The sequence below is a fragment of the Acinetobacter sp. ABJ_C4_1 genome, from assembly GCF_044538495.1.
GTDB classification, from domain to species: Bacteria; Pseudomonadota; Gammaproteobacteria; order Pseudomonadales; family Moraxellaceae; genus Acinetobacter; species Acinetobacter nosocomialis_A.
In genome coordinates, this window is record NZ_JBIUCQ010000003.1 from 223,293 (window position 1) to 235,377 (window position 12,085).

11 protein-coding genes, 2 tRNA genes and 1 other RNA gene are annotated in these 12,085 nt (G+C 40.8%); 2 read left to right on the plus strand and 12 right to left on the minus strand.

What is annotated here, in order from left to right:
- From ACIF8R_RS06295 to ACIF8R_RS06325, 7 genes are all read right to left on the minus strand, one after another.
- Positions 1-77, minus strand: a tRNA-Met gene (locus tag ACIF8R_RS06295).
- A gap of 157 nt (positions 78-234) precedes the next feature.
- Complete coding sequence (gene cntB / locus ACIF8R_RS06300; RefSeq protein ID WP_069029974.1) at positions 235-1,191, minus strand: carnitine monooxygenase, reductase subunit CntB; 957 nt, start codon at positions 1,189-1,191, stop codon at positions 235-237.
- A 47-nt stretch (positions 1,192-1,238) separates the two neighbouring features.
- Complete coding sequence (locus ACIF8R_RS06305; protein ID WP_396479762.1) at positions 1,239-2,690, minus strand: NAD-dependent succinate-semialdehyde dehydrogenase; 1,452 nt, start codon at positions 2,688-2,690, stop codon at positions 1,239-1,241.
- Positions 2,691-2,753: 63 nt separating this feature from the next.
- On the minus strand, positions 2,754-3,869 hold the full coding sequence (gene cntA / locus ACIF8R_RS06310; protein WP_396463616.1) for a carnitine monooxygenase subunit alpha: 1,116 nt from the start codon (positions 3,867-3,869) through the stop codon (positions 2,754-2,756).
- Between the two features lie 42 nt (positions 3,870-3,911).
- Positions 3,912-4,886 (minus strand): alpha/beta hydrolase fold domain-containing protein, encoded by a 975-nt coding sequence (locus tag ACIF8R_RS06315; RefSeq protein WP_396479764.1) that lies wholly within the window; start codon positions 4,884-4,886, stop codon positions 3,912-3,914.
- An 11-nt stretch (positions 4,887-4,897) separates the two neighbouring features.
- Entirely contained in the window at positions 4,898-6,550 is a 1,653-nt protein-coding gene (locus ACIF8R_RS06320) for a BCCT family carnitine transporter (protein ID WP_396479766.1), read from the minus strand.
- Between the two features lie 20 nt (positions 6,551-6,570).
- On the minus strand, positions 6,571-7,683 hold the full coding sequence (locus tag ACIF8R_RS06325; RefSeq protein WP_396479768.1) for a tartrate dehydrogenase: 1,113 nt from the start codon (positions 7,681-7,683) through the stop codon (positions 6,571-6,573).
- Between the two features lie 103 nt (positions 7,684-7,786).
- Between ACIF8R_RS06325 and ACIF8R_RS06330 the strand changes: the two genes are divergently transcribed.
- Positions 7,787-8,767, plus strand: coding sequence for a LysR family transcriptional regulator (locus tag ACIF8R_RS06330; RefSeq protein ID WP_396479770.1), 981 nt, complete (start codon positions 7,787-7,789; stop codon positions 8,765-8,767).
- Between the two features lie 52 nt (positions 8,768-8,819).
- Here ACIF8R_RS06330 and ACIF8R_RS06335 read toward each other — a convergent pair whose 3' ends face one another.
- The 5 genes from ACIF8R_RS06335 to coaD all read right to left on the minus strand — a co-directional run bounded on the left by ACIF8R_RS06335 (position 8,820) and on the right by coaD (position 11,432).
- Complete coding sequence (locus ACIF8R_RS06335; RefSeq protein ID WP_396479772.1) at positions 8,820-10,004, minus strand: porin; 1,185 nt, start codon at positions 10,002-10,004, stop codon at positions 8,820-8,822.
- Between the two features lie 148 nt (positions 10,005-10,152).
- Positions 10,153-10,229, minus strand: a tRNA-Met gene (locus ACIF8R_RS06340).
- Positions 10,230-10,293: 64 nt separating this feature from the next.
- Positions 10,294-10,648: RNase P RNA component class A (gene rnpB / locus ACIF8R_RS06345), an RNA gene on the minus strand.
- 27 nt (positions 10,649-10,675) lie between these two features.
- Positions 10,676-10,939, minus strand: coding sequence for a YfhL family 4Fe-4S dicluster ferredoxin (locus tag ACIF8R_RS06350; RefSeq protein ID WP_004703368.1), 264 nt, complete (start codon positions 10,937-10,939; stop codon positions 10,676-10,678).
- A 1-nt stretch (position 10,940) separates the two neighbouring features.
- Positions 10,941-11,432 (minus strand): pantetheine-phosphate adenylyltransferase, encoded by a 492-nt coding sequence (gene coaD, locus ACIF8R_RS06355; RefSeq protein ID WP_000047853.1) that lies wholly within the window; start codon positions 11,430-11,432, stop codon positions 10,941-10,943.
- A gap of 135 nt (positions 11,433-11,567) precedes the next feature.
- Between coaD and smpB the strand changes: the two genes are divergently transcribed.
- A complete protein-coding gene (smpB, locus tag ACIF8R_RS06360; protein WP_263613070.1) occupies positions 11,568-12,044 on the plus strand; it encodes an SsrA-binding protein SmpB in 477 nt (158 codons plus the stop codon).
- Positions 12,045-12,085 lie beyond the last annotated feature (41 nt).

The following is a 12,085-nucleotide window of genomic DNA, read 5'->3' on the forward strand; positions in this document are numbered from 1 at the left end:
TGGTGGCTATGACGAGACTTGAACTTGTGACCCCCGCATTATGAGTGCGGTGCTCTAACCAACTGAGCTACATAGCCGTAAACTGTGTGCGCATTATCTATAGTTCTGTATAGCAGGTCAATACTTCAAAACTCTTAATGTCCACCAAATGAACAAATATGATTCAGATCATCATTATTTGTTCATTTTTTAGCAAATTCTTACTTTAAACAATTGATCGGCCACAGAAATATATTAAAGATCTAATACCAATTTTTTGCCTTTTGCTCTTGATACACAAATCATCATGCTCTTCTGTGAAGCCTTTTCGGCATCACTGAGATATTGATCAAAATGCTCTGCTTCACCTTCTAAAATAGCAGTTTCACATGTACCGCAAACCCCTTCTCGGCATAAACATTCCACATCGATATTTAATGTTTCGATGGCTTGTAAAATAGTCTGGTTACTTTGTACTTCAATTTCCTGATTAGATTTAGCAAGTACAACCGTAAAAGCTTCCCCATCTTCAGGAACTGTTGAAGCAAATTGTTCCCAGTGAATGTACTCATCGCGATAACGATGCTTATTACAGCAATCAATCACAGCATCAATCATGGGTTTCGGCCCACAAACATACACGTGTGTGCCTTTAGGTTGTGATGAAATCAGTTCATCCAGCTTCAATGAGCAACCTTCTGAGTCAACATAGCTAAATACATGCTCGGCATGTTTCTGCTTTAATTCATCTAACAAAGCCGCATGTTCAGGCGAGCGATAAGCATAATGTAGCTCAAAGTCTGCCCCACGTGCTGCAAGCTCATCCATTTGAGGCAAGAATGGTGTAATGCCAATACCACCTGCAATTAAGATATGTTTATTGCCTGTTTCCGCTAATGGAAATAAATTTTTTGGTTCTGAAATCTGAATTTCACAGCCTTCATTACATTGATCATGCATAAAAACCGAACCGCCCTTACCTTCCACGTCTTTACGAACACAGACTTGGTAAGTCGATAGATCTTGCGTACAGCTCATTAATGAATAGGCATTTGAAAGCTGTTCATTCATTTTGACAATAATATGGCTTCCCCCACTAAATCGAGGAAAGTTCTGCCCATCTTGACGTTTGAACGTAAACCGTTTGATTAAAGGGGTTAGCTGTTCCACATGAGTAACAACTGCCGGGAACATTTCATAATGACTAGCCATATTAGAATCCTTCTTTTACCGCATATTCTTGTTGTTAGGGCTTATCCTTAAAGCCCTAAACACATGTATTTAATGGTCATGAATTCTTCAAGACCATACTTTGAGCCTTCACGCCCAACACCTGATTGCTTCACACCACCGAATGGTACAACTTCATTTGAAATTGCTGTGGCATTCATACCGACCATTCCATATTCAAGCTGTTCTGACACTCGCCATAAACGTGAAATATTTTCGCTATAAACATAAGCAGCCAAACCAAAAATGGTGTCATTGGCTTGAGCAACCACATCTGCTTCATCTGTAAAGCGAATAAGCGGCGCAACTGGACCAAAAATTTCTTCTTGGACAATTTCCATTGTACGGTCAACGTTAGTTAAAACTGATGGTTCATAAAAGGTTTGTCCTAAAGCATGCTGTTTACCGCCGCAAGCAATTTTAGCGCCTTTGCTCACTGCATCATCAATCAACTGCTGTGCTTTCAAAACTGCTTTTTCATTAATTAATGGACCAATTTGTACACCATCTTCAAGTCCATTACCGACTTTAAACCTCTGTACTTCTTGTACAAACTTCTCGGCAAAAGCTTGATAAATATTGTCGTGTACATAAATGCGGTTAGCACAAACACAGGTCTGGCCTGCATTACGGAACTTGGCAAAAATCGCACCTTGTACAGCTTTATCCAAATTGGCGTCATCAAATACAATCAGAGGTGCATTTCCGCCCAACTCAAGTGCTAACTTTTTAATAGTGTTTGAACACTGTTGCATCAGTAAACGGCCCACTGGAGTTGAGCCAGTAAAGGTCAATTTCTTCACTTTTTCATGCGAAGTAAATACAGAACCAATTTCTTGAGATTTACCGGTAACAACATTAATTACACCAGCTGGAATACCTGCTTTTTCTGCAAGTTTCGCAATCGCTAAAGCACAGTAAGGTGTTTCATTTGCTGGCTTAATCACTATCGTACATCCAGCTGCTAAAGCTGGCGCTGCTTTACGGGTAATCATGGCAATTGGGAAATTCCACGGCGTAATTGCAGCCACCACACCAACAGGTTCTTTACTAATAATAAATCGCTGTTGATTATTGACGGTTGGAATCACATCGCCATAAATACGCTTGCCTTCTTCTGCAAACCATTGAATAAAGGATGCAGCATAACGCACCTCACCTTTCGCTTCTGCTAAAGGCTTGCCTTGCTCAATAGTCATAATGAGAGCAAGTTCATCGGTATGATCGAGAACCAGTTTATGCCAAGCCAATAAAATATCTGCACGGTTTTGAGCCGTTAAAGCTTTCCAACTTTGTAAAGCAGTATAAGCAGCTTCAACTGCTTGAGTAGCCTCAGCCGCTCCCATATTTGGAATTGTGCCAATTTCTTCGCCTGTTGCAGGGTTAGTCACTGGAACCGTTGCATTTGACTGTGCAGCTAGCCATTGTCCGTTAATATAGGCTTGTTGCTGAAATAATTCAGTACTTTGTAAACTCGACATATCATCTTCCTAACTGAAGAATCAGGTGCAAGTCATCTTTACACCTGAATAAATCCATTTGTTTTATTTGTGATGCTGCGCCACTAAATGCTGGAAGTAAGCGATACCATGCTCACTAATTCCAGAGCGTTGCTTATCCGTCATAATACGGCCTTGACCACGATAACCACGTGATTTCAAACCACGTTGTACGCTTTCGACCAAGTTCAAATCTTCAGGGCGGAATACATTGCGATACCACTCAATTAAGTCTTTCTGATCTTGAGTGAGTTCTTCGTTCGTGAAGTAAATATCGTAATGCTGCAAAGTCGTTTCTGCATCCACTGGGAACTCATAGATCACAGTCATGAAATTGCTGCCCGGTGGTACGTTGAACATGGTACAAGGCCAAGTCCAGAAACCATGAAACTCAGGATCTGTTATCGATGGATCAAGTTTGAACGACTTTTCTGATGAACGCGCAAAACCGTACTGTAATGTCCAGTTTTGATGCGTTGTGTGCCAATATTTATCAACCTGTACTGAGTCAGCAAAGCCAGGATGTGCCGGACCACAGTGGTAACATTCCATGTAATTATCAACAATCACTTTCCAGTTTGCTGGCGTTTCTGTCACAAAACGTGCTGCCAATTTTAAATCTTTAATTACGCTACATGCTTGATTTAAACGCTCTGCAAAGCCCGGAAGTTGGTCTTCGACACAAGTTGCATTTTCATCCATATTAATGAAAATAAAACCAGCATATTCCTCAACTTTTAAAGGCACCATGCTTGAGTTTTCTTTATCGAAAGATTCAACGTGGTCACAGTTACGTGCCAAAGCCAAGCTACCGTCTAGCTTAAAAGTCCAAGCATGGTATGGGCAGGTAATTACATTTTTTGCTTTACCACTGCCACTTAAAAGCTCGTGACCACGATGCGGACACACATTATAAAACGCACGTAAAACGCTATCTTTACCACGAATTATGACAATATTTTCACCAATTACTTTACGGGTAATATAGTCATTCGGTTGTGCTAATTCACTGCCATGTGCAACACAAATCCAGCTTTTAGCAAAGATTGATTCTTTCTCGTGCTCAAAAACTTGTGATGAAGTATAGAAAACTTTAGGGAAAGTCCATGCAACATCTGGGTTTGCGCAAAAATCTTCAGGTAATTTTTCAACTGCACTCATGTTATTACTCCATTAAATTCTTTTCGTCCAAATGACTCGATATTAAATTGATGTCTTTTCGACACTGCCAAACATGCGACGTATCGCACTCAGCATGTTTTGATATAACTGTTGAACTTCTGGGCAGTCACGCATAAGACGTAAACTGCCATGTAATAAACCTTTGCCTAAATGGAACTCACTCGAAATTCCTGCTTGTTCCAATTTTTGGGTAAGGAAATAACCGTCATCACTTAAAGGGTCATACTCAGCAACTGCAACAAAACTGGCCGGCATATCTGAAAAGTCCGTTGCCAATAAAGGCGCTAGACGTAAATCCTGCCAATCTTGAGAGTTAGGTGCATATTCCTTTAAATAAAAATGCATATCTTCTGTCGTTAACAACGGCGCATGGGCATGCTTTTGTGCGGCTGGTGTATCAAGCGCTGTAGTTAAACACGGATAAACCAAAGCCAGTCCTTGAGCTTGCATACCACTATGCTGTAGATGCACTGCAAGGGCTGCTGCTAAATTACCGCCAGCACTATCCCCTGCTAGAACGATATTTTCACTATCGATTTGCCAAGTTGAACCATGCTTTTTAAGCCATTGATAAACTGCTAAACAATCTTCATAAGCTGCTGGAAAGCGATGCTCTGGTGCCATGCGGTAATCTACGCTAATGACAACTGCATTTAAGTCATGACACAAATAGCTGGTAATAAACTCATGTGAATCGAGCCCACCAACCATCCAACCGCCGCCATGTAGATACAACACACATGGCCAACCAGACTCAGGTCGATTTGTTTTTGGTAAATACACACGAACAGGAACTTGATGCTCATCATTTGCAACAAAGCGATCTTCCACTTCAATCTTGCCATCACGTGGCAAAGTGTAGTGTCGGCACATCGCGTCATAAGCCGCACGGACTGAGTCAATATCGGTATCTGCTGGTGAATAAATGCTGTTCCAATACACAAGGCTTTGCATTTCTTCACTTAAGGCATAAGTGGTCTGTTCATGTGTCGTCATTACCGTTCCCTCTAGCTGGTTTTTCTATCCAGTTTGATTGAGCTTGCAAGCTCAAGCTGCATCCTTTTTGCATGTTCATCTTGAGACTGGTTTAAACCAATTTCCGAATCATCATAACCTTGTTGCTCAATTAAATGCGATGGGACTTTGGCATAATCCTGAATCAACCATTTCACTAAGCCATAGGTTTGAATCAGAATGATCACAATGAATGGTAAAGCTGTCACAATGGTTGCTGTTTTCATGGTGTCCAAAGGTGCTTTACTAAAGATCATAGCAATTGGAACTAAAGTCAGCATGACACACCAGAACAAACGAGCATTTGGTGATGGATCTTGTCCTTCACTTAAACCACGTGTACATGTTACTGAAACTGCATACCCTACTGCATCCATGTGTGCCGCTAAGAACACCACCATAATGCCTAGGAAAATCCACATCATGAGCTTTCCGGCAGGTAACAGACTGAGTAATTGACCAATCGCAACCTCACCACCTTGTTGGCTTAAGATTTGCGGTACATTCACAGCTCCATGAATAAAGCTATAAACACTGTAGCTTTCAAACACGCCAAAGATGAACCAAAGACCAACACTGCCGCCAATTACCATGGCAAAGATGACCTCTTTAATCGTACGGCCTTTAGAAACACGCGTTACGAACAGTGCCACACCCGGTGCATATGAAATCCACCACAACCAGTAAAATACAGTCCATTCACGGGTAAACTTGCCATCACCCATTGGGTCGGTAAACAGGCTCATATCAACAAAGTTGGTTGCCATTAACCCGAAACTCATTAATGAATTATTCAAAATGAATTGAGTCGGACCAAAGCAAAGTACATAAATTGCAAATAACACCACGCCCAAGCACACCATGTGACTTAAACGTTGCATGCCTTTATCCATACCCACATACGAACTGAGTGCGAACAGAACCGAAACACCTAAAATAATGATGACCTTGGTCATAAAGGTATTTGGGATACCTGTGAGCTGCGACAAAATATTGGTAAATGTCACGGCGGTGAGTACCAACGAAATGGTCAATGCACCAAACATACAAAGCAAGAACATAAGGTCAACTAAACGTCCAACCACGCCAGTTGATTTAAAGCCTGTTACCGCTTCAATCACGGAAGCTAAACTCAACCCTTTGTTTTTTCTCACATGGTAGCTGTAGCACAAAGAAATTGATGCTAATGCATAAATTGCCCAAGCACTTAAACCTGAATGAAAAAACGAGTAAGCCACACTATATTTCAATGCTTCTGCTGACTCAGGCGGTAAGCTCAAACCCGGAGTTTGATAATAGTAAGCCCAGTCCAAGAAGCCCCAATACAGCGTAGAAGACCCAATACCTGACAAGATGAACATAAAAATCCATGACATCGTGGTGTATTGGGGTTTCCCTTCACCTAGTTTGATTTTGCCGTATTTACTAAAGGCCAGACCAAAAGTAAAAATGATAGCTAAAAAAGCAAACAGTAATACTGGGGTTGTAAATACCGATGTCGTCCACTGCATCCATGTTGCAGCAATCTTGATCGACTCTTGCGAATAAATCGCCAAACCAGCAACTGAAATAAATACAAACAGTAAGCTGGTTACGGCAAGAACTTTATCCGTATAAATTTTTGTGTTTTGATTATCCATATCCATACATCCATTTTTGGATGGCGTTATTCCATAGCGAACACGTCCATTTTAATTTGGGCTACACACGATGCAATTGCATTTCCTACCTCATAAGTTTTTGCCTGACCGCCGATATCGGCTGTTTTTGGCCCATTAATTAAGACATTCTCAATCGCCTGCATAATGTCCTGACCTGCTTGAATGCAGCGTTCATCTTCTTCACCAAAGAATTCGAACATCATGGCACCCGACCAAATTGCAGCGATTGGGTTGGCAATTTGTTTACCGTAAATATCTGGAGCTGAACCATGTACAGGTTCAAACAACGATGGGAATTTTCTTTCAGGATTTAAATTTGCCGATGCCGCTAAACCAATAGTTCCAGTACATGCAGGGCCTAAATCGGAAAGAATGTCACCAAATAAATTCGATGCCACAACCACATCAAAACGTTCAGGTTGTAAAACAAAACGAGCCGCTAAAATATCAACGTGCTGTTTATCAGCCTGAATTTGTGGATATTGTTTTGCCATCGCATCAACGCGTTCATCCCAGTACGGCATGCTCACTGCAATACCATTTGACTTGGTCGCTGCGGTAATTTTTTTCGCATCACGCTGATTTGCAAACTCAAATGCATAACGCAAAATTCGGTCTACACCATGACGTGTAAATACGGCTTCTTGTAAAACAAACTCGCGGTCTGTTCCTTCAAAAGCTTTACCACCAATGGCTGAGTATTCACCTTCACTGTTTTCACGAACTACGTAAAAATCGATGTCGCCTGGTTTTTTACCTACTAATGGACATTTCACACCTGGCATTAAGCGCACTGGACGTAAATTCACATATTGGTCAAAACCACGACGGAACTGAAGTAGCGAACCCCAAAGCGAGATATGGTCAGGCACTTTATCTGGCCAGCCTACAGCGCCAAAATAAATTGCATCGTAGCCCTGCAAAGTTTCAAACCAGTCATCTGGCATCATTTTGCCGTGCTCAAGATAGTAATCGCAGCTTGCCCAATCAAAAGCATCGAGTTGAAGCTCAATACCATGCTTCTCTGCCGCTGCCTTTACAACCTTAATGCCTTCTGGTAGAACTTCTAAACCAATGCCATCGCCTGCAATCGTGGCAACTTTATATCTTTTTGCCATAAGCTTCCTTCACACCTTCGACTAATATCCTTGTATGGCTTAAACATGATGTTTTAAGCAAAAATGATCAATAACGGAACTATCACTCCAATGGACACGGATCGTGAATAATCTACCTAACCTATCGGATTTAAAGGTTTTTTGCACAGTCGCCAAACTAAAAAGTTTTGTCGAATCTGCTGAGGAACTCGGAACATCGCCAGCTTTTATTAGCAAGCGAATTAATATTTTAGAAAACACCTTAAGCTGCAAACTTTTTCATCGCAGCACGCGTCATGTCAGCCTGACGGAAGATGGCAAACTCATTCTTGAGAGAGTTTCAAATATTCTTGAAGAATTTGATGAAGTCTGTGAACTGGTCAATAACCCGCTTAGTACGCCCACAGGTCGTATGGATATTATTAGTAGCTTTGGTTTTGGCAGAAAGCATATCGCACCAATTCTGTCTAAATTAATGATGCTTTATCCAAAGCTTCAAATTCATTTTGACACCATCGACAATACTAAAGACCTGATTCAACACAGTATTGATTTAGACATCAGAATTGGTAATGAAATTGCGCCAAACATGATTGCGAAGAAGTTAGCTTCTAATTTTCGAATTTTATGTGCAGCACCAAGCTATTTACTTAAACACGGCGTACCAGACAGCATTGAAGATTTGCAAACACATGATTGTTTGACGATTAGTGAGCGTGATCAATCATCTGTGCTATGGAAATTTAGACATGCTTCTGAAGATGTCTCGGTTCATGTCAAACCACGCTTTGTTTCTAATAACGGCGAAATTATTCATCAGCTTGCCATAGAAGGCCACGGTATTATTTTCCGATCAATTTGGGACGTTGCAGATGAACTAATTACAGGCCAACTTCAACATATTTTGCCTGAATATTGGCAAGATGCAGACGTCTGGGCAGTTTATCCATCACGACTCAAAAGCTCCTCCAAACTGCAAACCTGTATTTTGTTCATTCAAAATGAGCTCCTTAATCGCTTGCAACATGTGCAAAACCTAAACCGGGGGCAACTCATTTCACCAGCCGTCAACCGAGAACCGCCACCTGAAAAAGTTTTTCTATAAAAAAAGCCCTAAGTGAGCCTATTCACTTAGGGCAGTAGTTTGCTTTTAAATTTTAGAAGTAATATCCAATTGAAAGATAAAATAATTTATCCCAGTCATTACTGCTGCCTTGTGCAAGGCCATTTGCCCCGCCACCTACCATTGGATCATTCTTGCTCATAATATATTCACCCTGAATACCAATGGCTTTGTAATTAAAATAAACCCCTGCAATTAAACGTTCAGAGTCTTTATAGCCATCCTCGTCTTTGAAAAAGCGGCTATGAGAGATATAAGGCTTAATATTGGTAAGTTGATGGAATGGCTGAGCAAAGGTGTAATTAATTTCATTGACCAAATATTTACCTTTATTGGCGACTTGATACGGATAATCAAATGCACCAATCGTTGAGCTATTTGGAAATAAATCATCCCCATTCGTGACATCTTGCTTACCTGCCAAGAACATCCATTGCCAAGCTTGATATTGCGTTTGAGCAAAAACGTTCCATGTTTTACGATGCCCATCTACATTTGTTCTCTTATTTTCTAAATCGGAGTACCAAGCTGACCCACCTAGCTCAGTCGAAAAGTTTTGAGACTTATCTAGTTCAAATTTTCTAGATGCTCGAGCAATCCACATATTCTTTTCTTTGATATTAGTCCCAGTAGCCAAATCATCAGCTTCAACAAAGTTACCACTGTAACGGCTTGAGTCTTTTGAAGTTCCCTTATAATTTCCACCATCAGTTGGATAAAATCCTAAGGTCAAATTATATTTATCATCTGCAAATTTATATTTAATCCCCAGATTATCGATATCCTCTAAACCAACAGTATTTAAAAGCGTTTCGTAATAACTACTCCCCCAAAATTCACCAAAGCCAAAATCAACAGGCTGCAAACCTGCCGTGACTCTTTGTTGGTCAGATAACTTATACCCTATCCAAGCTTTTTTTAGAAAAATCGCATCACACAAGCGATCATATTGATAACAGCGAGCATCTGCTCCTGCAATCCAGTTTGGGTTTTCATAACCCAACACTAATTTAATATCAGTAAGTCGCCAGTCATCATTTTGGGAACCTTCATTTGCCCCGACCACATAATCTTTATGTAAATAACGAGAACGTATTGCACCAGACACTTTAAATTGACCCGAATCTAAAGTTGGATCACCCCAACTCAAATCAGCTGCAGAGACTTGTGTTCCAGCAGTTAAACTTAGAATTCCTAAAAATAATAATGACCTTTTCATGTCTTCAACATCCTTGTTAAGTGTTATAAGAACATGAAGAAATTGAGTTAGACAAACAATGCCAGAACTATAAAGTCGGTCTTTACAAACTGTGTTTAATCAAAAAATAAGCATAAAAAAAGACCACGCAGGAGCGTGGTCTGTAAAATGGTGGCTATGACGAGACTTGAACTTGTGACCCCCGCATTATGAGTGCGGTGCTCTAACCAACTGAGCTACATAGCCGTAAACTGTGCGCGCATTATCTTAGCTTCTTTACCGCGCGTCAAGAAAAATTTTAAATAAAATGAGGTGAAGTGAGCCTATAAGCCGGGTTCTGTCGAGGATGGTCATTCCTCTAGGCGTACAATCACTCATACGCTCAAGCGACCTACCCGAATCCAGTACGGGCCGCACCTAGGATTCCTATTTGGTCTTGCTTCTGGTGGGGTTTGCCATGCCGTGAACTGTTACCAGACACGCGGTGCGCTCTTACCGCACCCTTTCACCCTTACCTCACGAATGAGGCGGTCTACTCTCTGCTGCACTTTCCGTCGGCTTTCACCGCCCAGGCGTTACCTGGCACCCTGCCCTATGAAGCCCGGACTTTCCTCTCCTGCTTCAGTCACGAAGACCTCCACAGCAGCGACCATCCAGCTCACTTCAGGGGCGCATATTAACAAATTTATTGACTAATTGCTTGTGCTTTTTTGAGCAATTAATCTTTTATATTTGTCTAATAGCTGTTCTTCCGTTTCCTCATGCTGCGGATCTTTAGGAATACAGTCTACTGGACAAAATAATTGACATTGTGGCTGGTCATGGTGACCAACGCACTCTGTACATAAATCTGGATGAATTTCATAAATCACTTCACCCATAAAAATAGCTTCATTTGGGCAAACTGGTTCACAAACATCACAGTTTATGCACTCATCGGTGATATATAACGACACTTTACCAACCTTGTTGATGTTTACGTTCAAAAGCTTCAACCACAGCTTGCGGAACAAACTTGGTTACATCACCTTTTAAGCGTGCAATTTCTCGAATCAACGTCGAAGAAATAAAAGAATACTGTTCAGAAGGTGTTAAAAACACTGCTTCAAAATGTGGGTCCAACTGGCGGTTCATATTAGCCAATTGAAACTCATATTCAAAATCAGATACTGCTCTTAAACCGCGAAGTACTGCTGTAGCCTTTTGCTCTTTGAAAAAATTAACCAATAAACCATCAAAACCTACAAACTCAACATTTGATAGATGGCCTAATGATGACTGTGCCAGTGCAACTCTTTCTTCTAGACTGAACAAAGGATTTTTATGATGTCCAATTGCAATCGCTACTACGACCTCATCAAACATTCTTGATGCTCTAGTAACTAAATCAACGTGCCCATTTGTGATAGGGTCAAATGTTCCAGGATAAATTACACGCGTTTTAGACATCCGCTAGTACTCTAATTGTATTGTGCGCCTATTTTAGCAAAAGTTATACATGAGGCGAAATATTGATATGTGGGAAAAAACTTCACCTTGGCATCAGTTTACGGCACAATAGGGACAATTGTGGAAGTTTGAATTATGGCGAAAGCAACAGTAGTAAAGAAACATAATGGCGGAACCATCGCACAAAATAAACGTGCCCGTCATGATTATTTTATCGAAGAAAAATTTGAAGCTGGCATGTCTTTACTCGGCTGGGAAGTAAAGTCTTTACGTGCTGGTCGTATGAGTTTGACAGAAAGTTATGTCATTTTTAAAAACGGTGAAGCATTCTTATTTGGTGCACAAATTCAACCGCTCCTTTCTGCATCTACACATATCGTGCCAGAAGCTACACGTACACGTAAATTATTATTATCTCGCCGTGAACTTGAAAAGCTAACAGGTTCAGTAAACCAAAAAGGTTATTCATGCGTTCCATTAGCATGTTACTGGAAAGGTCATCTGGTTAAACTTGAAATTGCGCTTGTGAAAGGTAAACAGCTTCACGACAAACGTGCGACTGAAAAAGATCGTGACTGGCAACGTGATAAAGCTCGTATATTTCATAAATAATTTAATAAAAAAAGCCTCTGTTAGAGGCTTTTTTTATATCG